We start from the raw sequence: 22,636 nt of genomic DNA, 5'->3' as shown, positions 1-22,636 counted from the left end.
GTGGCGTTCATCCTAGCCACCGGGCGGCGGCACCGGGAGTAACAAGGTCGTCGCGAATCCCGGCACGGGCGGCGTCATCCAGCGCCGTGCGCGACCACGGCCAAACCATTGCACCTTGCCCTCCTCTGCCAGTGTATCGAGTGTGCGCTGTACCGTGCGCTGGCTGGTGCCCAGCGCCAATGCCAGGGCGGAGCTCGACCACGACTCGCCATCGGCGAGGCAGGCAAATACCGCGGCAAACTTTTCCTCGACCGGCGGCGCCAGTGTCACCACCTGCGTACACACCGGTGATTGCAGGGCAAAACCGCGAGCCGTCGCGGTGATGCCGGCCAAGGGCTTGAGTGCCTGACGCAACCTGCCGATTTCCACGCGAAGCCGGGCGCGATGGGATTCATCCGAGAGCTTCAAGCGGAACGCCCGCGCGATCAGCGTTTCCCGCGCTACGTCGGCGGGCCACGCTTCGGCCAACGCGCGGGCAAGCATGAACAGAATCGGCCGCGTCGCGAGCGACACCGACATGCCACAGCCACGCACAGCGTACCGGCAGGCATCCACCACCAGCGACGTTGAACCGAGCAACGCTTGAACTTCACCGAGCAACAGCGGCCGTGCCTCACCCTGGGCAATCAGGCGTGCCGCGGGGGCATCGAGCAGGCGCGCAGCGTGTTCGACCTCGGCCATCAGCGCGGCAATCCCCGCTTGACCAGCCGCTTGCCCGGCCCTGGTCAATGCGTCCCGTGCCGCGTTCGATTGCAGGCGTCGAATGGCAATACCCGCCAGTACCAGTTCATGGGTCGCACGCAATGCCGGCGGCAATGGCCCGGGATCGAGTTCGGCCAGTCGCTGCTGCGCCTCATCGAGCTGACCAATCAGCAGCAACCGGCGGATTTGCAGATACCGCGCATGGGCGGCATTGACCCGATCACCGTGGTGTTCAAGGGTGACCCGCGCCGTTTCGAGCGCCTTGACCGGCCACCCGAGTTCCCGCGAAGCCAGGGCGATCTCGGCCTCGGCCACCACACAGCGTGCACGGGCCAGCACTTCCCTGGGCGCAAAGGCCCGTTGCGCACGCTTGACCAGCGCCCGGGCCCGCACCAGATCGCCCAGTTGCGCCATGGCGATACCGCGCAGGGCCAGCGCGGGCGCATCGTCGCGCAAGGCCACACGGTCCAGTGCGCCCAGCGGGTTCCCTGCGGCCAGCGCCTGGGCAGCTGCCATGATCATCGAGTCCATCGCAATCCCGCCACACTTGTCACTCCCCTCATTCGATACCCGGGTTTAGTCTAAATCACGACCTTTCACTAGGAGCGTACAACGATGAACACGCACAATACCGCGACCCGGGAACAATGGCTGGCAGCACGCTTGCAACTGCTCGAAGCGGAAAAGGCCCTGACCCGACGCAGCGATGAAGTAGCCAGGCAACGCCAGGCATTGCCCTGGGTTCGCGTCGACAAGACGTACCGTTTCGATACCGACAACGGCAGCGCAACCCTGGTCGAGCTCTTTCAAGGGCGCTCGCAACTGCTGGTCTACCACTTCATGTTCGGGCCCGACTACACGGCCGGCTGCCCGTCCTGCTCAGCCATCGCCGATAGTTTCGACCCCATCGTCGTCCACCTGGCAAACCACGACGTGACCCTGATGGCCATATCCCGTGCGCCGTTGGCGAAACTGCAGGCCTACAAGCGCCGAATGGGCTGGACCTTCCCCTGGGCCTCGGCCGCCGACAGCGACTTCACCGCCGACTTCAACGTTTACTTCACCGAGGCGCAGCAGCGTGAAGGGCTGGTCGAGTACAACTACCAGCGCGGCGGCCATGCGATGGACGCCAGTGAAATACCGGAACCGGTGAAACAGTTCGCCGCGACCTGTGGCACCGATGTGCCGACCTATACCCGCGACAGGCCAGGACTGAGCACGTTTGTGCTGGAAGACGGCGAGATCTATCACACCTATTCCACCTACGCCCGGGGCCTGGACGGATTGTGGGGCATGTACCAATGGCTCGACCGCGCACCCAAGGGGCGCAATGAAACGGGGCCCTGGTGGCGTCGGCATGATGAGTACCAGTGAGCGCCAGCGGTGTCACTGACCGCCGATGAAGACGTCCGCCAGTTTGTCCACCGACGCCGTCAACTAATTCCCCTCGATTCATGAGCGATCCGGCAACAGTGTTTATCCCGCGAGCCGATATTTGCGCCCCCGCCAAACGCCTAATATCGGCTCTACCCAAGTGAGCAAACCCAATCAGATGCAACCCGCTCACAAGGCTGAATACCCTTGCAGGACAACGCTTGAACCACGAGGTGAAATCATGAAACTGTTGAACATCGCACTCTTTGTTGCCCTTGGCACCGCCGGTGCCCAGGCCTTTGCAGACGACAGCCACTCGACTGCCGCCAACGGCCAGACGCCGCTTGAAACCTACACCTACGGCACCAGGCTCGATATCAAGCGCGTCATCGAAGTCTCGCAAGTCGCCGATGAATGCGGACCGGTCCCGGCGCGCATGACCTATGAAGATTCCCAGGGTCAACGTCGCACCATTGAGTATCAAGTGATGGGCACCGGATGCTCGAACGGTTGAACACTGTATGGACGATGGAGGGTCGACACTCCATGCGTACAGCGCCAGCCACATCGCTACACAGATGCACCGACAATTTTTTCATCAGAGGCGAGCAAACCCGGAATGGAATGCTTCAGAAATTCCACCCAGGTTTTTATTTTTGCATCCACGAACTTGCGTGACGGGTAGATCGCAAACAGGTTCAGTTCCTCAAGCCGATACCCCGGCAATACCCGCACCAACGTCCCCGCTCGCAGGCCTTCGACGGCCGAAGCAATCGGTTGAATGCCAATTCCCATCCCGTTCTTGATCGCGAATGTCATGGCGTCAGCCGTGTTGACGTGAAAGGGCGACACCGGTGTGCTGAACGTTTCTATCCCCTGCGAGCCTTCAAATACCCAGTTCTGCGCCGGCATGACCGTGTTGACGATTCGCAGGCAATCATGGCCGCCAAGCTCACCCGGCGATTCGGGAGCCCCGCGTTTGCTCAGGTACGCCGGCGAGGCGCAAAGGATGCTGTAGGTGATACCCAGCCGCTGGGCGACGAATCCGGAATCGGGCAGGTCCCGCGCCAGCACGATCGACATGTCATAGCCTTCCTCGAGCAAATCCGGCAGCCGATTGGTCACGGTCAGGTCAAACAGAACCGAAGGATAGGTTTCCCGGTAGCGGGCGATGGCACCGATCACGTAATGGTTGCCGATGGCCGACATGGCATGGATTTTCAGCCGGCCGGCGGGCATGACCTGAGCCGTGCCCGCCTCTTCATCGGCCTCGCGTATGTCCTGCAGAATCCGCTCGCAGCGCTGCAAATAGCGCACGCCGGCCTCAGTCAGTGCCAGGCGCCGGGTGGTGCGGTTGATCAGCCGCGTTTGCAGCCGGGCCTCCAGGCTGGAAACGGCTTTTGAAACGTTGGTCGTGGTGGTGTCCAGCATCGCGGCCGCTGCCGTGAAGCTGCCGCTTTGGGCGACCGCCGTGAAACAGCGCAGGGTCTGGAAAACGTCCATCGTTTCACCTCAAGGGATAGGCAAACAGGACGGCCCCGTGACGAGCCGCCCTGACGTCAGGCATTACTTTTTGCGCGCAATGAATCCAGGCACACCGGTTTCAACCACCGAGTTGAAGCGTATACGGGTTGTGATGTCTTGTTGAATCTCAATCATGGCCCTGAGCGGCAAGGTCGAGATATCGATGTTTTCCCGGATATGGCTCGGCGTTGCCGAGGTGGTCAGGAACGCTACCCCACGTTGTACCGACCAGGCCAGCGCCACTTGGGCCGGGGTTTTCTGCACGCGCCGGGCGATGCCGACAAGCACCGGGTCCTGCAGCACATTCGGTTCCATGCCATGCCCCAATGGCGCAAACGCCAGCAGGATAATCCCGTGCTCTTTGCAGAACTCCAGCAACTCCCACTCCGGCAAGTAAGGGTGGGACTCGACCTGCACCACGGCGGGTTTTATCCGGGCGTCGGCAACCAGCACCTTCAGCGCCTCCAGCGTGATATCGGACACCCCGATGGACCTCGCCCGCCCCTCATCCACCAGCCGCTCAAGCGCCCGCCACGTCTCGATCAGCGTCACGCCGCTGTCGTAGATGACATTGCCCTGCTCGTCCCTCGGGTCCTGGTTGTCGCCGGGTTGAAAGGCAAACGGCGTGTGGATCAGGTAGCAGTCGATGTAGTCCACTTGCAGGCGTTGGCAACTGGCTTCGAACGCGGGTTCGACGCGCTCGGGACGATGGTTGGTGTTCCACAGTTTGGTGGTGATGAACAGGTCTTCGCGACGGATCTTGCCCTCCGCCTGCACTGCCTTCAATGCAACGCCAACCTGCGCTTCGTTGCGATAACGCTCGGCGCAATCGAAATGGCGGAAACCGGCGGCCAGCGCCTCCTTCACCGCTTCAGTCGTTGTGGCGAGATCGCGGAACAACGTACCGAACCCAACCGCCGGCATCTCGACCGCCCCATGGTTGAGCAGGAATCCGGTATCGCGCAGTCCGTCGTGAAAGGCTTCATAAGTCATGTCATTACTCCAGGCCGCAGCCATTATTGATACGAAGGTTTCTGCCCGTCGCCCGACGCCACGCGTTGCTCGAAGGCACCGACGGAGTTGCCGCCCAGCGCAATGAACAGCTGCACGGTGTCAAGGTACTGCGCGGTTTTCACGCGGATCTGTCCCAGCAGTGCCTGCTCGTAGGCACGCTCCGCTTCCAGGACCTGGAGAATGCTGTTCTCGCCTTGCGCGAAGGCTTGCTGGTTCAACTGCAAACTGGTTTCGGCCGCGCGCAATGCGTCGGTCTGGGCCTGGTGTTCCTCGGCGTCATGGTTGATCGCCTGCAAGGTGTCGGCGACCTGCCCGAACGAGGTGATGACCGTTTGCTGGTAACCGGCGAGTGTCGCCTTGTAGCCGTCGACGGCAGCTTGTTGTTGCGCCTTCAGCGTGCCGCCATCGAAAAGCGGCCCGGCCAACCCGGCAGCGAAACCCCAGAGTGCCGCGCCGCCATTGCCGGAAGCCGCCTGTGCCAGGGACGCTGACAGCGTGACATGGGGATAGAGGTTCGCCGTCGCCACGCCCACCGCTGCGCTGGCCATGTGCAGCTGAGCCTCGGCTTGCAGCACATCCGGCCGGTCGTGGGCCATTTCCGAAGGCAGGCTCACCGGCATGTTCGACGGCAAGGCAAACTCGCTCAAGTCGAAGTCGGGAGCAATCCAGTCCGCCGGTCCCTTCCCCGTCAGGATCGACAGTGCGTGGCGTGCGGCATCGCGCTGCTGAGCGAGGGGCGGCAACAGCGTGCGGTCCTGGGCGAGACGGGTCTCGGCCAGCGACACATCGATCTGCGTGGTGCTGCCGTTGAGGTGGGCCATGCGCACCAGCTCAAGGTTCCTCACGTCATTGGCCAGCAGCTTTTCCACGGCCTGTATCTGCGCGCTGGCGGAGGCCACCAGCAACGCCTGGCTGGCGACGTTGCCGGTCAGGGTGAGGTACGCCGCTTCGTAGCGGTGTTTTTGCAGGTCGGCCAACGCCTGCTGCTGTTCGACCAAGCGCTTGTTGCCACCAAATACATCAAGGTCGAACCCCACCCGCGGCCCAATCGCATAGAAATTGGCAATTGAGGGTTCCCTGGTGTTGTGCAGCCGTTGACGGCCGGCCACGGCAGCGAAGTCGACCTGCGGATACAGCGCACCCTGCGCCGCCGCCACAGAAGACGCGGCTTGCCGGATCGTGGCATCGGCGGCCACCAGATCCAGGTTGCCGTCGATGGCACGACGAACCACGTGGTCGAGCTTCTGCGAGCGAAAGGCAGTCCACCAGTCGCCACTGACCTTCTTGCCGAGGTTGATGCGAGGGTTGCTACCCTGGGCCAGACGCTGCTCGGCCTGTGGGTCATAGTGCTGCGACATACTCGCCGCCGGTGTTTGGTAGTCGGGGCCAACGGTGCAGGCCGTCAGCAATACCAGCAGCGACAACGCCACGATCTTCGTTTGCATCCAGTAGAGGTTGATGACCCGCGCATAAGAATTCATTTGGCACACTCCACGAACACTAATTGGCCGCAACGGGCTTGCGAAGGAACAACACCAGCGGGCTCACCACCAGCATCACCACCATCAGGATCTTGAACTGGTCGATCACGGCGATGAACGCGGCCTGGCCGGTGATCATTTCGTTGAGCCCGCCCAGCACCTGCAACGGCGCCGAGGCCAGCGAATGCGCAGCGGCGCGGTACGGCGTCAGGTGGCTGGCCAACGCCATGTGCATCGCCTGGGTGTTGTTGAAGAAGAACAGTTGCACGATCGCCACGCCCAGCGTGCTGCCGTAGACCCGGGCCAGGTTGAACAGGCCGGTGCCTTCGGGGCGCAGCGCGGGGTCGAGCGTACTGAATGCGACCTTGCTCACCGCCGGCATCAGGATGCCCAGGCCCGCGCCCTGGAGCGCACCGGCGACCGCCACGGGCCACTCGTCCATCAGCGGCGAATAACCGAGCATCAGCCAGTTGGCATAAACCACGATGGCGATACCGGCGGCCACGAAGAGGCGCCGGTCGAAGCGCTCGGGCAGTCGCCCCATCAACAGAAAAGCGCCAACCAGGCCAATGCCACGGGGAATCGTCAAGGCGCCGGTGGTGTCCGGCGGATAGCCGAGAATCTCATCCAGCATCGGCGACGTCAGGGCCATGGTCGACAACAGCACGAAACCGAGGACGAAAAAGATCACCGTCGACAACACGAAGTTGCAGTCCTTGAGCAGGCGCTTGTTGAGGAAATGCACCTTTGAGGTCAGCACATGCACCACGAACAGGTAGGCCCCCAACGCAGCCGCCACGGCTTCGAGCCAGATCTCGGGCGAAGCGAACCAGTCCAGGCGCTCCCCCCGGTCGAGCAGCATTTGCAGGCTGATCAGGCCGAGGGTGAAGGTGCCAAAACCGAAGAAATCGAACGCCGGAGGTTTCTCGGCCTTCTTCTCGGTCAGCAACAGCGCCGCCACCAGGAAGATAAACGCCGACAGTGGCACGCTGAGGTAGAACATCGGCCGCCAGCCAAAATGTTCGGCGATCCAGCCGCCAATGCTCGGGCCGCTGACGATGCCGAACAGCACAATGGCCGTCCACCTCGCGCCAAACGTAGCCCGCTTGTCCAGCGGCAAGGTTTCCACGGCAATCGCCATCGACAGCGGCGCCAGCACGCCACTGGCGATGCCTTGAATGATGCGCGCCCCCACGAACTCCAGCGGCGTCGTCGCCACCGTGGCGAGCAACAAGCCAAGGACAAACACGGCCAGTGCCGCCTGATACACGAGCTTCAAGCCAAAGCGCCCGGCCAGCCACTGCGCGAGCGGCATGCTGATCGCACTCGCGGCCAGGTACGAGGTGAATATCCACCCAGCCTGATCGTCGCTCATCGACAGGCTGCCCTGAATCAACCTGAGTGCCGCGTTCGGCAGCGGCAGGTTCGCCGACTGCATGTAGGTCGCCAGCAAGGCGGCGAACCTGAGCGAGCGCGCGCCCTCCCCACCGGGGCTTACCACCGATTGGGCGTTCATCAGTAGTTACCTGCGGTCAATAACGCCTTGAGCGGATGCCACCAGGGGCTGCGAAAGCGGGTGTCGATCCGCACCGTGGCGCTGGTCCCGGAGAACAGCGGCAGCGCCGGGTCCATTTCGTCGAGCTCAAGCCGTACCGGCACCCGCTGCGTGACCTTGACCCAGTTGCCGGTCGCATTTTCCGGCGGCAGCAGCGCGAAATCCGAGCCGGCCCCCGGGCTCATGCTGGTGACGTGGGCCTTGAACACCCGATCCGGGTAGGTATCGATGCGGATGGTGGCTTCCTGGCCCGGGCGCATGTGGGTCACATCGGTCTCGCGGAAGTTGGCCTCGATCCAGATCTCGTGACCGGACAGCAAGGCAAAGGCCGGCGCGCCGTTATTCACGTAGTTGCCCACCTGCAGGTCGTCGACCTTGGCCACGATGCCATCCTGCGGCGCATACACCGTGGTGTACGAGAGGTACAACTGCGCCTCGTCGAGCTGCGCCCTGGCCTCGCGAACAGTCGGGTGACTATCGGCATCGATGTCCGGATTGCCGTTCAAGGCGACCACGGTACTGGCGATCTGTTGTTCGATGGACGCGATCCGTTGCCGCGCCACCTTCACGTCGGTGTCGGCCCGTTCGTAAATTGATTTCGACACGAACTCGGAGGCGACCAGGGCTTTCTTGCGGGCAAAATCCTTTTGGTCGAAGTCAGCCGACGCTTTCGCCGATTGCAGTTCCGCCTGTTGCTGGCGATAGCTGGCCTTGAGCCCATCGATACGCAGGCGCGCCACGCCCAGTTGTGCTTGCGCGCGGTCGACGGCGATCTGGAACGGTTTCGGGTCGATCCGGAACAGCACCTGGCCCTTGTGGACCTGCTGATTGTCTTCGACGGCAATCTCTACCACTTGCCCGGAGATCCGCGCATTGATCGATGCCTTCGCCACTCGGGCGTAAGCGTTGTCGGTCGAGACAAAAGCCTGCCCCGACACGTAGTGGGCATAGCCCAACGCTGCGAAGAGGATGGGAACACCCACCATCAGCCAGGGGCGCAACCGCTGTTTCAGTGGTTTGTTGATACGCGAGTCAGCCGGGTTTGGGCCTGGGTGCTCGAAGGTCTGCGAAGCCGGGAGATCGAACGCTTTGGTCATGATCGAGTGCGCCTTTAGCCGGGTAATCGGGCCGACGTCGGCAAGCATCGCCAGCGGCCCGCAGGTCAATAAATGTCGTAAGGAAGCAAGCCCGTGCGCGGCCGGGAGGATCACTCCCGGCGCGTCGGTTTCGTCGCCGCAACACTCAGTTCGCGCTCGGCTACAACAAACCCTGGAACAAGGAATTTCTGATTCCTTAATTTTGTGCGACGGTGTAAGAATATCCCTCGACCCACCCTCCTACAAGGATTTTGTACGACATGGCACAAAATAAATCGACAGAGGGTAAAGTCCGCGGCCGCCCTCGCGCCTACGACCCGCAGACAGCATTGCAACAGGCACTCGGTGTGTTCTGGAACACCGGCTATTCCGGCGCGTCGCTCGATAGCATCGCCACCGCCGCCGGCATGAATCGCCCCAGCCTCTATGCGGCATTCGGCGACAAGCACGCGCTCTATATCAAAGCGCTGGAGCAATATTGGGAGTTTGCCGCGGCGTCCATGCACGAGGCGCTGGCGGACCTGGAGCTGCCGTTGGCCGAGGCCTTGCAGCGTTTCTACGAGGGGCAGTTATCGATTTACTTCTCGGGCGACGGCCAGCCCCGCGGTTGCTTCGCCATCGGCACGGCAACCACCGAAGCCGTCGAAGACCCGGAAATTCGCGAGGTGCTGTCCGACCGGTTGAGCCGGCTGGATGCCGATCTGGAAGTTCGCCTGCAAGCGGCGAAAAATGCTGGCGAGTTGAAAGGCGATGCAGACCCGGCGGCCCTGGCCGTGCTCGCCTCGTCTCTGCTGCACAGCATTTCGATCCGTGCCCGGGCCGGTAAATCCCGAGCCGAACTGACGGCGCTGGCACGCCAGGCGATCAGAGTGATCTGCGGTGAGTGAAAAGCTCGAAGATATCCTCGCCGGACGGTTGGCCGTGATCTTCTGCGGCATCAACCCCGGCATGACGGCCGCCGCCCAGGGGCATCATTTTGCCGGGCGCGGCAATCGTTTCTGGCGCACGCTGCACCTCGCCGGGTTTACCCCAGAGCTTGTGCGACCGGAAGACGATCGGACGATCTTGAGCTATCGATGCGGATTGACCGCGGTGGTGGAACGGCCGACGGCCAGCGCGGATCAGTTGTCCCTGTACGAGTTCACCGCCGCGGCAGCGGCCTTCGAACAGAAAATCGCACGCCATGCGCCGCGTTTCGTGGCGTTTCTGGGCAAGGCGGCGTATGCCGCGTTGTCCAATCAGCGCGACATTGCCTGGGGCCTGCAAACCAAAACCTTCGGCAATGCCTCAGTCTGGGTCCTGCCCAACCCCAGCGGCAGAAATCGTGGGTTCAGTCTCGAGCAACTGGTCACGGCCTACCGCGAACTGCGCCTGGCCGTCGACGACCGACAGCGGGTGTAATCACGTCGGCGGAATCGTCGCAAGCATACCGATCAGGATGGTCAACAGCAGAAAACCGCCGAGAAAAATCGACATCTTGGCCATGGGGCCTCCCACACTATGAATTGGCGGTACAGGGGCGTCGTGCGCTGCCGTACCGGAGATTTATTGTGGGCTGGTGGCTGTATCCGTTACAGAGGCAGATTGCGCTGAAAAATACGGATCAGATCCGCTTTCAGGCCGTGCTTTCGCGCGTTTCCCAGAGAGGAGTTTGCGCGTGATGTCCACAAACGGCGTGACGATCAAACCGTGCAGCGTCAGGTAACGCTCGTGATCCTGTTCCCCGGTGCCGTATTGAATGGCCTCGGGTGTGGACCGGGTGACGTACAGCGTGCCGAACATCCAGTCCCACAATGACAAATTGATGCCGAAGTTCTTGTTGAAGTGTCGCGGCGCATCGCTGTGATGAATCTGGTGTTGCGCCGGGCTGCTCAGCACCCGCTCAAGCAGCGGCCCGAAGGAAAACCAGACATGGCTGTGGCGCAGGTTGGCCGCCAGGCTATTGAAGATGAACACCATGTAGGTCACGCCAAACAGCGTATAGCGGCTGATCTCCCCGCCGCAGGCGTACCAGAAGACACCGGCAAAGGCGCCGACGCAGATGATGTCCGTGAGCTTTTCGACGACTTCTTCCAGAAAGTGCACGCGGCTGGCCGTCGCCGGCACCAGCACGGGCGCCGAATGATGGACTTTGTGGAAGGCCCACAGATACCGCGAATGAAAAGCGCGATGGCCCCAGTAATGGCTGAAATCCTTGACCAGGAATACGCCCAGCCCATAAAGCAGGGTCAGTGCCAGGTGTTCCTCCACTTGCGTGCGCGCGCCCCACAGGTGGCTGAAGAACGCGATGTAGTCCGCTGAACGCAAGACATACGGATCGACCAGGCCGACGATGGGCAACACCAGGGCAACCTTGAGGATGGCGAGTACGAAGTAATAGCGGTAGTCGAGCAGCGCCGAGCGGTGCAGGTAAACCCGGCGGCCGCCGATGAACTGGCCGAACGAGCGCGCGTCGGTCAAGCCCCGGGATTTGCGCCGGCGGAACAGGCAATAAGCGACGCCGTAAGACATGCAGAGAAAGGATAGACCGAGTCTGCCGTTGAAGTCGAAAATGCCCAGGAACTGCCGGGTGACCGGCTCGATCACCCACTGGGATAAATAAAGATGGATTGCGGCAAGAACATCCATACCAGGCTGCCCGACGTAAATGGAAGGGCAATAGTAAATGAGAATGAGTCTTCAGTGTGTTGAATTATGACCAGCTGTCAGCCACCGAGCGCAATGATTGCCAGGATCAGCACGCCCCCCGTGGCGGCCAAGATCACCCCACCCTGCCATTGCGTGGCGCCAGCGTATCTGGCGAGCATCCAGCCGGCGATGAACAGCACCACGAGGCCCACCAGGTTGGACAGGCGGATGGCGAGTGCCGTCTGATCGAGCAGTATGAACGGCACCACCAGCGGAAATGTCGAGCACACGACCAACAGGAAAACACCGAGCGCACCCTTGAAGTCGTTCCAGTCCAGGCCCGCCCTGGTCGGCAAGGGGGGCTGCTCGAGCAGCCGACGGCGCAACAACTCCAGGCCCTCGCTGCCGGCCACCGCCGCGAATTGCACCGGCAACACTTGCGCAACGAGCGCCTGGCCGACCGCGGCGTCCGTGCCATTGCGCAGCGCGAGGTACAGCTTGATCCTGCGCGTGCGCTCGACCAGTGCGCGCAACAGGTACATGACCGCATCGGCCAGTCCCCAGGCGAGATTGCAACCGAGTGCGGCAATCATCATCGTGCGTTCGGCTGCCTGATCTGCCGTAGACACGCTGATGGTACCGGTGAACGTCATGGCCATCAGCAGGCCGAAGATCACCTCGGTAATGCGCTCGACAGGGTCAAGTACCGGCGCCCTTTCGAATTGACCAGTGGTTTGCATGATTTCACCTCGCCCGGGGGTGCCTGCACGATATCGGTCAACGCTTCGGCCAGCCGCCGGTTGCTCAAGCTGGGCATCCGCGTTCCCGTCAAGTGTAGATTGAACGGCTACACTCTTGCGCACACGTCACCTGTTTCAAGAGGAGTGATTCATGCTTGATTACTTCGCGCTGGGCCTGCTGATCTTTGTCGGGCTCATCTTGTTCTACGGGGTCATCCTGCTCCACGACATCCCCTATGAAATTGCCGTCCACCGCAACCACCCTCACCAGGATGCGATCCATGCCACCGGCTGGGTCAGCCTGTTCACCCTGCATGCGCTGTGGCCGTTCCTGTGGATCTGGGCGATGGCCTATCGAGAGGACCGGGGTTGGGGTTTCAGTGACGGACATTCAGCAAAAAGCCATGTGGTTCACCTCGAACAACAAGTCGCCGAACTGCAAGCGCGGATCGAACGCCTCGAGGCGGTAACCGGCACTGCACCGGGCAGGCTGCCAACGGACAATCTCGGCGAGGGCATCTGAGCCATGGATCTTTTACTCATTCTGACGTATGCCGCACTCTGCGTTGCCATCTTCAAGATCTTCCGCATTCCCCTGAACAAATGGACGGTGCCCACAGCCGTACTGGGCGGGATCGTGATCATCGGCGCACTGATTTTCACGATGAACTACAACCACCCCTATTCCGAGGTGGCGCGTTCCTATTTCGTATCGGTTCCGGTGATACCCGTGGTCAGTGGCCAGGTGATCGACGTGCCGGTGCAGGCCAACCAGCCCCTGGAAAAAGGCGATGTGCTGTTTCGCATCGATCCAACGCCGTTCGAATACCGGATGAAATCCCTCAAGGCACAACTGATTGCCGCCCAGGCCGATCGCGCCCGGATCACCGAGCTGATCAAGCGTAATTTCGGCACCCAACGGGAACTGGACATTGTGGTCGCGCGCAGTGATGACCTGAAGGCACAACTGGACAACGTGCAGTACGAACTCGACAACACCACCGTCCGCGCACCGAGCAAAGGCTTCGTCACCCATGTTTCGTTGCGTCCGGGCATGATGGCGACCAAGTTGCCGCTGCGCCCCTCGATGGTCTTCATTCCCGCCGAAGGGCATTACTTCGCGGCGTGGATGCGCCAGAACAGCCTGTTGCGCCTGAGCGAGGGCGACGAGGCCGAAGTCGCCTTTGATGGCATTCCCGGGAAGGTTTTCGAAGGCAAGGTCAAAACCGTGATTTCGGTCATCGCCGAAGGCCAGGTCCAACCTTCGGGCACGCTGCTCGGCTTCACCGGTTCACCACCGGCCGGCCGGGTCCCGGTGGTCATTGAAATCACCGATCCCGACTATGCCCAGTACGCCGACCAGATGCCCGGCGGGGCCTATGGCCAGGCGGCGTTGTACAGCCAGCATTTCCATCACATCGCGATGATGCGCAAGATCCTTCTGCGCATGGCCGCCTGGATGAACTACATCTTCCCGTTCCACTGATCGGGTAGCGACGGCAACTGACTCAATCCTTGAATGGGGTCAGTTGCCGGTTCAGCGAACCGGCCTGGGAACGTTGTCAGATGCGCAAGGTGCATTCACTCTCGGCCAAGTCGCACCCACCGCTACGTCAGGCTACTGACGTACCTGATTACGCCCGTTGCGCTTGGCCTGGTACAGCGCATCGTCGGCACGGGTCAGCAGGGTTTCCGGCGTGTCACCGGGTTGAACATGAGCCACGCCGAACGACGCGGTGATGGTGTCCAGCACCGTGTCGGTGCCCCGGGCCTTGACCCGCAGCGCCTGGATTTTCAGGCGCAGGCGCTCGGCAAAGGCACCGGCGGCGGCCAGATCCGGGCAATTCTTGAGCACGACACAGAACTCTTCACCACCGTAACGCGCGGCAATGGCCTCGGCCGGCAGCGAGTCTCGCAACACCCGGGCGACATGCTGAAGCACGCGGTCGCCCAAGGGATGGCCGTACTGGTCGTTGAAGTGTTTAAAGTGGTCGATGTCCAGCATCACCAGTGCCACACCGGTCACTGCGTTGTTCATCGCCTGCTCGAGCTTGCGGTTGAAGGTGGTGCGGTTGAGCAATTCGGTCAGGCCATCGAGGGTCGCGGCCAGTTGGGCGCGCTCCAGTTTGTCCCGCAGGCTTTTGATCTCGTGTTGCGCCGATTGCAACCGGGAGAGGAAGTGTTCCTGCTGACTCTGCATCAGTTGGGTGCTTTGCTGCAGCTGGATCAGGATGCTCGGCAAGTGCTCGCTGGCGGGCTCTTCAAGCATTTGCAGGTATTGGTCGAGGTTGGCCTGGAAATTCCGATTGCCCTTCACGCTGCGCGAAACATCGCGCTCCATATCGTCGACCAGGTTGATCGCTTCCTGTTGCCCGGAACGGGCGTCCGCCAGTTCATCGCGGATGATGTACTCGCGAAACAGTTTGGCGGCCGACTCCGGCGGGAAATAGTCGAAGTCGTTGACCACCCGGTCCAGGTGCCGATTGAGTTCCGGCTCCTGGCCTTTGCTGTAGGTGTACCAGAGCGCGTAGTGCACCGGGTTGGGCGCAATGTTGTGACGAACCATCAGCGGCACTGCCTGCTTGAGCAACGCCGCCGCCTCGCGGGAGTCTTCTGGATACAGCGCTAGAACAGTCGCACGCGTGTCGGATTGGCTCATGGTTTCACTGTGGTTGTTTTTATTTGGCGATTGGCAAACTCGCCGAGCATAACCATACGCCCGACAAACGACCATCCCGAATTACACAATCATTTCAACCCGGTACGCCCGAGGTATTGCACCCAGCTTTTCTGTAGGAGCGAGCCTGCTCGCGATGGCGGTGGATCAGTCAACTAAGATGTTGAAGCTGATGGCCTCATCGCGAGCAGGCTCGCTCCTACAGAGGTTATGCGGTGCCTGTATCAGCGCGCAGCCCAGGCATTGAAGCGCTGTTCAAGCTCTTCGCCATGGTCGACCCAGAACTCCGCGTCCACGGCCCGCGCGCCGGCCAGGTTGGCCGCGGCGGTCGGCAATTGCTCCTGCACGTCCTCGGGCAGCAATGGCAGGGTCTGGCGATGCACCGGCCCGTAGGGGATGGTTTCCGAGAAGACTTTTTGCGTCTGCGGCTGGCTGGCAAACGCGATGAAGTTTTCCGCCAGCGCCTTGTTCGGCGTGCCTTTGACCACCGCCCAGTATTCCGGGTCGTACAGGCTCTGCGGCCAGACGATGCTCAGTTTCATGCCTTCCTTTTGCGCCGAGGCAATCCGCCCGTTGTAGGCGGCGCTCATCACCACGTCGCCGGCCACCAGCCATTGCGCCGGTTGGGCGCCCGCCTCCCACCACTGGATGTTCGGCTTGATCTGGTCGAGTTTGGCAAAGGCCCGCGTCACGCCTTGCGGGGTGTTCAAGACCTTGTACACGTCGTCCGCCTTGACGCCGTCGGCCAGCAAGGCGATTTCCAGGGTGTACTTGGCGCTCTTGCGCAGGCCGCGCTTGCCCGGGAAGTCGGCGACATTCCAGAAGTCCGCCCAGGATTGCGGCGCCTTGGCCTGCTTGCTCTGGTCGTAGGCCATGACCATCGACCAGACGTATGTGGCCACCCCGCATTCGGTCAGTGCACCGGGCACGAAGTTCGCCGAATCACCGAAGCGTCCCGCATCGAGCTTCTCGAACAGGCCCTCCTCGCAGCCGCGCAACAGCTCGGGGCTTTCGACTTCCACCACATCCCAACTAGTGTGGCCGGCGGAGACCATGGCCTTGATCTTCGACAGCTCGCCGTTGTACTCACCGGCGATGATGTTGCCCGCGCCGCTGGCATTAAAGGGCTGGAAATAGGCTTTATCCTGAGCCTGTTTGGTAGCACCACCGAAGGAGATCACGGTGAGGTCCTGGGGGGCCGCCGACACACTGGCACTCAACACCGCCAGGGTAAACGGAACACTGCAACGCAAGGATCTGGACATGGATCGCTTCCTCGGGCCTTGTCGACCCTTTGTTGTCATGGGTGTTCGGATTCACTCAAGTACGCCGCCAGGCGATCCATCAGGCGGTCGCAGGCTGCCATCTGTTCGACGCTGACAAATTCATCGGGCTTGTGTCCCTGGTCCATGCTGCCGGGACCGCAGACCACCGAAGGAATGCCGGCCTGATCGAACAGCCCGCCTTCGGTGCCAAAGGCCACGGTGCTGAACTCGTCATTGCCGCATAGCCGGGCAATCAGCCGGGCCGCCGCGCTGTCGGTGGGTGTCGCAAGGCCCGGATAGGCCGAGATTTTTTCAAAGCGGATGCCGGTATCGGTGTCCACGGCCTGCATGGCCGGCAGCAACGTCTGCTCGGCGTAGTCTTGCAGCTCATCGACGACCACTTGCGGGGCGAAGTCCGGCAAGGCGCGGATCTCGAAATCGAAACGGCAGTCCGCTGGCACGATGTTCAGCGCCGTACCGCCCTGGATCACTCCGACCTGCACAGTCGTGAACGCCGGATCGAAGCGTTTGTCGTGCAATGGCGGCCGGGCCAGAGTGGCGCCGATGTCGCCCAGCCGACCGATCAGGCGCGCGGCCTGCTCGATGGCATTGACCCCATACGGTGCGTAGGCCGAATGACAGGCGGCGCCGCGCACATGACAGCGCATCGCCAGTTTGCCCTTGTGGCCGAGCACCGGCTTGAGCTCGGTCGGCTCGCCGATCAGACACAACGCCGGTGCCGGGATGCGTTGGGGCAACACTTCCAGCAACCCGCGCACGCCGAGGCAACCGACCTCTTCGTCATAGGAAAACGCCAGGTGCACCGGGCACTTCAAAGGGCTGGCGAGAAACATCGGCAAGGCGGCCAGCACCGAAGCCAGATAGCCTTTCATGTCAGCCGTGCCGCGGCCGTAAAGCTTGCCGTCCGCTTCGCTCAGGCAGAACGGCTCGACCGTCCAGGCCTGGCCGTCCACCGGCACCACGTCGGTGTGACCGGACAGCACGATGCCGCCGGCCACACGCGGGCCGACCGTGGCCAGCAGATTGGCCTTGGTCCGCTCGGCGTTGTAGATCAGTTCGCAATCCACGCCCAGTTCGTGCAGGTAGTCGCGCACGAACTCGATCAGCGCAAGGTTCGAATCGCGGCTGACCGTGGCAAACCCGATCAATCGCGCGAGCATGGCACGGCTGCGCAACTCACTCATCGCCGGGCACTCCATACGCGGGGGCCAGGGTCGGATTGAGGGCGCGGGTCAGGTAGTCCTGCAATTGCGGCTCGTAGGCCGTCCACAGTTTGCCCAGCTCGCCGATCGGGTTTTCATCGGCCCAATCCACCCGCAGGTCGACAATCGGCCAGGTCAGGTCACCGACCACCGACAACGCCGCCGAGTGCACCGCGCCGGCTTCGCCACCGGCATCCTGCCCGGCCTGCAAGGCCTTCATCAGCCGGGTGGCGAGGCAGCCTTCGCTGTTTTCGAACGCCGCGACCATCGCCTCGATCACCCCACTGTTGGCCAGCAGGTTGCCGGCCGCCACACATTGCTCACCGGCCACAGCGTTGTTGATGCCCAGTGCATGGTTGCCGCTGAACACCGCCGTGCGCCCGTGGGCATCGACCACCGCCACCTGGCGGTATTGGCTGTAGCCATTGCGGGTCAATGAGTGGTCTAGCGCCTGGGGCGGTGCCGAGCCGCCCGCCAGTTCATCGAGGATCTGCGGGCCGAGGGCCGGCAGCGTGATGTTCTGGCTCGACACCGCGCCGACACCGGCCCGCAGCCAGGGGCAGCGCGCGCCAACGGCAATGCTCGAAGAACTGATGGCAATGCCCAGCTGGCCGGTCTCGGCGCAGCGACCCACGATGGAAAAAGTCATGGCCAATTCCTTATTCAGGGATGACAGCGATCACATCGATTTCCATCAGCCACTGCGGCTGGCCGAGGGCGCTGACCACCAGGCCAGTGGAAATCGGGAACACGCCCTTGAGCCACTTGCCGACTTCCTGGTACACCGGTTCGCGGTAGCGCGGGTCGATCAGGTAGGTGGTGGTCTTGACGATATGGCTCAGGTCGCTGCCCGCCTCCTCCAGCAGTTGCTTGACGTTGCGCATGGCCTGCTCGGCCTGGGCGCGCGGATCACCGAGGCCCACCAGTTGACCGTTGAAATCGGTGCCGACCTGACCACGCACATACACGGTGTTGCCGGCGCGCACGGCCTGGCACAGATCGTTGTCCAGCGTCTGGTTCGGGTAGGTGTCCTTGGTGTTGAACATGCGGATGCGGGTATGAGTAGGCATTAACGAACTCCCATGAGGCTGGCTTTCTGAAGAGGTGCACGGGCGGCGTCGGCTTGACGCTGGGTCGCATCCCGATAGTTGAGATAGGTGTGCTGTTTAACGATGTGATCGGCGATGTGCTTGGCGTCGTGCCAAACGCCCCAGATGAAGGCGGAGCCACGACGGGACTGCCACGGCAACCCGACGAAATACACCCCCGGCTCGGCCGACACGCCGCGCTGATGCCGGGGTTTGCCGTTTTCCTTGAAGGCATCGACCTTCAGCCAGCTGTAATCGGTGGAGTAACCGGTGGCCCAGATGATCGTAGTGACGCCGGCCTGGAGCAGGTCCAGCTCCAGGATTGGATTCGTCACGCAATCCGGGTCCGCCAGCATGGTTCGGGCTTCGGGTTCCAGCGGCAGGTCGAGGCCGTTGCGTTCGATGTAGGCGTCGGCCTTGTCGAGCAGCGCCAGGTAGTTTTCATCGCCACGCCGGATGTTGTCGGCGAGGTTGTCTTCGAAACTCACCACAGCGTCGTTGAACGACTGGGTCAGGCCGACCAGGTTCATTCCCTGGTGAGCCAGGCGGCGGAAGTCCACGGTGTGGCCGCCACGGGCACCGCTCACGGCGATGGTCACGTGTTCCTTGCCCGGTTGCATGGCTTCGGCATCCCACTCGCCGAGCACCCCCAGCCACCAGCAGAAATCACGGTTGCGATAGGCACGCGGCGGACGGTCGTGGGCGCCCACCGACAGGTAGACCTGTTTGCCGCAGCGTTGCAGTTCATCGGCGATCTGCACCCCCGAAGAACCGGCGCCCACCACCAGCACCGCGCCTTCGGCCAGTTGCTGCGGGTTGAAGTATTGGGCGGAGTGAATCTGGGTGATGCCGTCGATTTGTGGAGCAATGGGCGGAATGGCCGGACGCTGGAACGGGCCGGTGGCGACCACCACATGCCGGGCCTCGATTACGCCATCAGAGGTTTCAACGGTGAAACCAGGACGGTCGGTATTGCGTTCGACTTTCTTCACGTCCACGCCGGTGCGGATCGGCGCATTGAACTTGCGGGCGTAGGCTTCGAAGTACTCGGCCACCTGCTCTTTTCCGGCGAAGGCATCCGGGTCCAGACCGTCGAATTCCAGACCCGGAAAACGGTCGTGCCAGGCCGGACCGTTGGCCACCAGCGAATCCCAGCGGCCGGTGCGCCAGGCTTCGGCGATACGATTGCGCTCCAGCACGAGGTGAGGCACGCCGAGCTTGCTCAGGTGTTCACTCATGGCCACGCCGGCCTGGCCGGCGCCAACTACAAGCGTATCAATTTCGGTCTTGTCAACTGTCATGGCTGTGCACTTCTGAAAGGTGGTTTGATTCAGGTCGGTCATGGCTGCCGCCTCGATTCTGATCACTGTTGTTCTTCTGCTGCGGCTATCGGTGTCAGGGTGTTGGCCGCATTCTGTTCGGAGCCGGAAAATAGCGAAATTATGTTTTTTGTGGTCGCTGACGAGGAAAAAGCGTCGAGGCGACCGGTTGGCTGTGCAAGGTTGCGGCCGACCCAATCCCGGCCTATGGTCCAAGCGATGCATTGCCCGCGACCGACGCGAAGACCCGGCGCGGATTGCTGTCCATCCAGTGCGGATTTACGCAAGGAGTGATGACATGCCCGACAATTCCCGTCCTGCCGTGCTCGAACTGATTGGCAATACCCCGCTGGTGCGCGTCAGCCGTTTCGATACCGGCCCGTGCACGCTGTTTCTCAAACTCGAATCCCAGAACCCCGGCGGTTCGATCAAGGACCGCATCGGTCTGGCGATGATCGATGTCGCCGAACGCGATGGTCGCCTGCGCCCCGGCGGCACCATCGTCGAAGCCACCGCCGGCAACACCGGGCTGGGCCTGGCCCTGGTCGGCCGCGCCAAGGGCTACCGAGTGGTGCTGGTGGTACCGGACAAGATGTCCACCGAGAAGGTCCTGCACCTCAAGGCCATGGGCGCCGAGGTACACATCACCCGCTCCGATGTCGGCAAGGGTCATCCCGAGTATTACCAGGACGTCGCCGCGCGGCTGGCCGCGGATATTCCCGATGCGTTCTTCGCCGACCAGTTCAACAACCCGGCCAACCCGCTGGCTCACGAATGCAGCACCGCGCCGGAGATCTGGGCGCAGACCCAGCACGATGTGGACGCCATCGTCGTCGGTGTCGGCTCGGCCGGCACCCTCACCGGCCTGACCCGATTCTTCAAACGCGTGCAGCCGGACCTGGAAATGGTTCTGGCCGACCCGGTCGGCTCAGTGATGGCCGAATACAGCCGCAATGGCACCCTCCCCACCCCCGGTTCCTGGGCGGTGGAAGGCATCGGCGAAGACTTCATTCCGTCGATTGCCGACCTGTCCAGCGTGCGCCACGCCTATTCGATCAGCGACGAAGAAAGCTTCGACCATGCCCGCCAGTTGCTACGCGTCGAAGGCATTCTCGGCGGCTCGTCGACCGGCACCTTGCTGGCCGCCGCCCTGCGTTACTGCCGCGAACAGACCCAGCCGAAACGGGTGGTCAGCTTCGTCTGCGACACCGGTACGCGTTATTTGTCGAAGGTCTACAACGACCAGTGGATGAACGATCAGGGCCTGTTGCAACGCAAGCACTACGGCAACCTGCGCGACCTGATCGCGCGGCGCTTCGAGGACGGCCGGGTGATCAGCGTCGGCCCGGATGACACGCTACTGACGGCGTTTCAGCGCATGCGCCTGGCGGATGTCTCGCAACTGCCGGTGCTGGTGAACGGCAAGCAACTGGTCGGCGTGATCGACGAGTCCGACATCCTGCTGGGCGTGCACGAAGACGTTGCACATTTCCGCAAGGCCGTATCCAGCGCCATGACCGACAAGCTGCAAACCCTGTCCCCCGACGCCTCTCTGGCGGAACTGGAGGCAGAGCTGGGCCGTGGGCTGGTGGCAATCATCCAGGACGCCTCGGGATTTCACGGCCTGATTACCCGAACCGACATGCTCAATCACCTGCGGAGATCCCTGCCATGAGTCAACAGGACAAAAACGCCCCGCCACAGGGCTTCGCCACCCGGGTGATCCACGCCGGGCAAGCGCCGGACCCTTCGACCGGGGCGCTGATGCCGCCGATCTACGCCAACTCCACCTACCTGCAACAGAGCCCCGGGGTGCACAAGGGCCTGGACTACGGGCGTTCGCACAACCCGACGCGCTGGGCGCTGGAGCGTTGCGTGGCCGACCTCGAAGGCGGCACCCGGGCCTTTGCCTTCGCCTCGGGGCTGGCGAGCATTTCCACGGTGCTGGAGCTGCTCGACGCCGGCTCGCACATCGTCTCGGGTAACGATCTGTACGGCGGCACCTTCCGCCTGTTCGACAAGGTACGCCAGCGCAGCGCCGGGCACCGCTTCAGCTTCGTTGACCTGACCGACCTGGCGGCGTTCGAGGCATCCCTGCAGGACGACACCCGGATGGTCATGGTCGAGACCCCGAGCAATCCGCTGCTGCGCCTCACGGACCTGGCCGCCATCGCCCGCACCTGCCGCGCGCGCGGCATCATCTGCGTGGCCGACAACACCTTTGCCAGCCCGTGGATCCAGCGCCCGCTGGAACTGGGTTTCGACATCGTGCTGCACTCGACCACCAAATACCTCAACGGCCACTCCGACGTGATCGGCGGCATCGCCGTGGTCGGGCAGAACGCCGAACTGGCCGAGCGTCTGGGCTTCCTGCAAAACGCCGTCGGCGCCATCGCCGGCCCGTTCGACGCCTTCCTCACCCTGCGCGGGGTGAAAACCCTGGCCCTGCGCATGGAGCGGCATTGCAGCAACGCACTGGAGCTGGCGCAGTGGCTGGAGCGCCAACCGCAAGTCTCGCGGGTCTACTACCCGGGCCTGCCGTCGCACCCGCAGCACAAACTGGCCCAACGGCAAATGCGCGGTTTCGGCGGGATGATTGCCCTCGACCTCAACAGCGACCTGGCCGGCACCAAACGCTTCCTCGAGAGCGTGCAGATCTTCGCCCTGGCCGAGAGCCTGGGCGGCGTGGAAAGCCTGATCGAACACCCGGCGATCATGACCCACGCCACCATCCCGCCCGATACCCGCGCAGAGCTGGGGATCGGCGACGGGTTGGTGCGGTTGTCGGTGGGGGTTGAGGATGTGGAGGATTTGCGGGCGGATTTGGCGCAGGCGTTGGCGCGGATGTAAGTCACCTGAGTTGTGGGACACCGAAAAACCTGTGGGAGCGAGCCTGCTCGCGATAGCGGTGGATCAGTCGATACTATGCTGACTGACACTCCGCTATCG

Annotated in this window: 22 protein-coding genes; 8 read left to right on the top strand and 14 right to left on the bottom strand. The window is 62.5% G+C overall.

Annotated elements, in window-relative coordinates; genetic code table 11:
* Positions 1-12: 12 nt before the first annotated feature.
* The gene (locus KGA83_RS19410; protein ID WP_223530559.1) at positions 13-1,233 is read right to left on the bottom strand and encodes a helix-turn-helix domain-containing protein; all 1,221 of its coding nucleotides are present in this window, start codon (positions 1,231-1,233) and stop codon (positions 13-15) included.
* A gap of 84 nt (positions 1,234-1,317) precedes the next feature.
* Here KGA83_RS19410 and KGA83_RS19405 point away from each other — a divergent pair, with 84 nt between their 5' ends.
* Positions 1,318-2,076: a DUF899 domain-containing protein gene (locus KGA83_RS19405; RefSeq protein ID WP_223530557.1), complete on the top strand. Its 759-nt coding sequence runs from the start codon at positions 1,318-1,320 to the stop codon at positions 2,074-2,076.
* 241 nt (positions 2,077-2,317) lie between these two features.
* Positions 2,318-2,590, top strand: a complete 273-nt coding sequence (locus KGA83_RS19400; RefSeq protein WP_115948348.1) for a DUF2790 domain-containing protein — start codon at positions 2,318-2,320, stop codon at positions 2,588-2,590.
* Positions 2,591-2,646: 56 nt separating this feature from the next.
* Here the strand turns inward: KGA83_RS19400 and KGA83_RS19395 are convergent, their stop codons facing one another.
* The 5 genes from KGA83_RS19395 to KGA83_RS19375 form a co-directional block, all read right to left on the bottom strand.
* Positions 2,647-3,579: a LysR family transcriptional regulator gene (locus KGA83_RS19395; RefSeq protein WP_223530555.1), complete on the bottom strand. Its 933-nt coding sequence runs from the start codon at positions 3,577-3,579 to the stop codon at positions 2,647-2,649.
* A gap of 63 nt (positions 3,580-3,642) precedes the next feature.
* On the bottom strand, positions 3,643-4,593 hold the full coding sequence (locus KGA83_RS19390; RefSeq protein ID WP_223530553.1) for an aldo/keto reductase: 951 nt from the start codon (positions 4,591-4,593) through the stop codon (positions 3,643-3,645).
* 23 nt (positions 4,594-4,616) lie between these two features.
* Complete coding sequence (locus KGA83_RS19385) at positions 4,617-6,095, bottom strand: efflux transporter outer membrane subunit (protein ID WP_223530551.1); 1,479 nt, start codon at positions 6,093-6,095, stop codon at positions 4,617-4,619.
* 19 nt (positions 6,096-6,114) lie between these two features.
* Entirely contained in the window at positions 6,115-7,611 is a 1,497-nt protein-coding gene (locus tag KGA83_RS19380) for a DHA2 family efflux MFS transporter permease subunit (protein WP_223530550.1), read from the bottom strand.
* Positions 7,611-8,747 (bottom strand): HlyD family secretion protein, encoded by a 1,137-nt coding sequence (locus tag KGA83_RS19375; protein ID WP_223530548.1) that lies wholly within the window; start codon positions 8,745-8,747, stop codon positions 7,611-7,613. Before KGA83_RS19375 ends, KGA83_RS19380 begins: the two co-directional genes overlap by 1 nt.
* Before the next feature lie 260 nt (positions 8,748-9,007).
* On the opposite strand from KGA83_RS19375, the gene KGA83_RS19370 reads away from it, so the two are divergent.
* Both KGA83_RS19370 and mug read left to right on the top strand, forming a co-directional pair.
* Positions 9,008-9,634 (top strand): TetR/AcrR family transcriptional regulator, encoded by a 627-nt coding sequence (locus KGA83_RS19370; RefSeq protein WP_108216044.1) that lies wholly within the window; start codon positions 9,008-9,010, stop codon positions 9,632-9,634.
* Complete coding sequence (gene mug, locus KGA83_RS19365) at positions 9,627-10,148, top strand: G/U mismatch-specific DNA glycosylase (protein WP_108216045.1); 522 nt, start codon at positions 9,627-9,629, stop codon at positions 10,146-10,148. The genes KGA83_RS19370 and mug overlap by 8 nt, the downstream gene beginning before the upstream one ends.
* A 144-nt stretch (positions 10,149-10,292) precedes the next feature.
* Here mug and KGA83_RS19360 read toward each other — a convergent pair whose 3' ends face one another.
* Positions 10,293-11,375, bottom strand: coding sequence for a sterol desaturase family protein (locus KGA83_RS19360; RefSeq protein WP_108216046.1), 1,083 nt, complete (start codon positions 11,373-11,375; stop codon positions 10,293-10,295).
* Positions 11,376-11,452: 77 nt separating this feature from the next.
* Positions 11,453-12,115: a hypothetical protein gene (locus tag KGA83_RS19355; protein ID WP_115948351.1), complete on the bottom strand. Its 663-nt coding sequence runs from the start codon at positions 12,113-12,115 to the stop codon at positions 11,453-11,455.
* A 151-nt stretch (positions 12,116-12,266) separates the two neighbouring features.
* On the opposite strand from KGA83_RS19355, the gene KGA83_RS19350 reads away from it, so the two are divergent.
* Together KGA83_RS19350 and KGA83_RS19345 are read left to right on the top strand one after the other, a co-directional pair.
* Positions 12,267-12,638, top strand: a complete 372-nt coding sequence (locus tag KGA83_RS19350; protein WP_108216048.1) for a DUF3302 domain-containing protein — start codon at positions 12,267-12,269, stop codon at positions 12,636-12,638.
* A 3-nt stretch (positions 12,639-12,641) separates the two neighbouring features.
* Positions 12,642-13,601 carry an HlyD family secretion protein gene (locus KGA83_RS19345; protein ID WP_108216049.1) on the top strand — a complete coding sequence of 320 codons (960 nt, stop codon included), beginning with the start codon at positions 12,642-12,644 and terminating at the stop codon, positions 13,599-13,601.
* Positions 13,602-13,733: 132 nt separating this feature from the next.
* On the opposite strand, the gene KGA83_RS19340 is transcribed toward KGA83_RS19345, so the two are convergent.
* The 6 genes from KGA83_RS19340 to KGA83_RS19315 form a co-directional block, all read right to left on the bottom strand.
* Positions 13,734-14,774, bottom strand: a complete 1,041-nt coding sequence (locus KGA83_RS19340) for a GGDEF domain-containing protein (protein ID WP_223530547.1) — start codon at positions 14,772-14,774, stop codon at positions 13,734-13,736.
* 242 nt (positions 14,775-15,016) lie between these two features.
* Entirely contained in the window at positions 15,017-16,057 is a 1,041-nt protein-coding gene (locus tag KGA83_RS19335) for an ABC transporter substrate-binding protein (protein WP_223530546.1), read from the bottom strand.
* A 35-nt stretch (positions 16,058-16,092) separates the two neighbouring features.
* Positions 16,093-17,262, bottom strand: a complete 1,170-nt coding sequence (gene argE, locus KGA83_RS19330; RefSeq protein WP_108216052.1) for an acetylornithine deacetylase — start codon at positions 17,260-17,262, stop codon at positions 16,093-16,095.
* Positions 17,255-17,929 (bottom strand): DUF1028 domain-containing protein, encoded by a 675-nt coding sequence (locus tag KGA83_RS19325; RefSeq protein ID WP_115948354.1) that lies wholly within the window; start codon positions 17,927-17,929, stop codon positions 17,255-17,257. The genes argE and KGA83_RS19325 overlap by 8 nt, the downstream gene beginning before the upstream one ends.
* Positions 17,930-17,939: 10 nt before the next feature.
* Positions 17,940-18,350, bottom strand: a complete 411-nt coding sequence (locus KGA83_RS19320) for a RidA family protein (protein WP_003201555.1) — start codon at positions 18,348-18,350, stop codon at positions 17,940-17,942.
* The gene (locus KGA83_RS19315) at positions 18,350-19,711 is read right to left on the bottom strand and encodes a flavin-containing monooxygenase (protein WP_223530545.1); all 1,362 of its coding nucleotides are present in this window, start codon (positions 19,709-19,711) and stop codon (positions 18,350-18,352) included. The genes KGA83_RS19320 and KGA83_RS19315 overlap by 1 nt, the downstream gene beginning before the upstream one ends.
* Positions 19,712-19,985: 274 nt before the next feature.
* On the opposite strand from KGA83_RS19315, the gene KGA83_RS19310 reads away from it, so the two are divergent.
* Together KGA83_RS19310 and KGA83_RS19305 are read left to right on the top strand one after the other, a co-directional pair.
* Entirely contained in the window at positions 19,986-21,362 is a 1,377-nt protein-coding gene (locus KGA83_RS19310; protein WP_108216054.1) for a pyridoxal-phosphate dependent enzyme, read from the top strand.
* Positions 21,359-22,537, top strand: coding sequence for a trans-sulfuration enzyme family protein (locus KGA83_RS19305; RefSeq protein WP_108216055.1), 1,179 nt, complete (start codon positions 21,359-21,361; stop codon positions 22,535-22,537). Before KGA83_RS19310 ends, KGA83_RS19305 begins: the two co-directional genes overlap by 4 nt.
* Positions 22,538-22,636: the final 99 nt, after the last annotated feature.

The sequence above is a fragment of the Pseudomonas sp. GL-R-19 genome, from assembly GCF_019956375.1.
Taxonomy (GTDB): Bacteria; Pseudomonadota; Gammaproteobacteria; order Pseudomonadales; family Pseudomonadaceae; genus Aquipseudomonas.
This window is presented reverse-complemented; position numbering and strand designations above follow the sequence as displayed.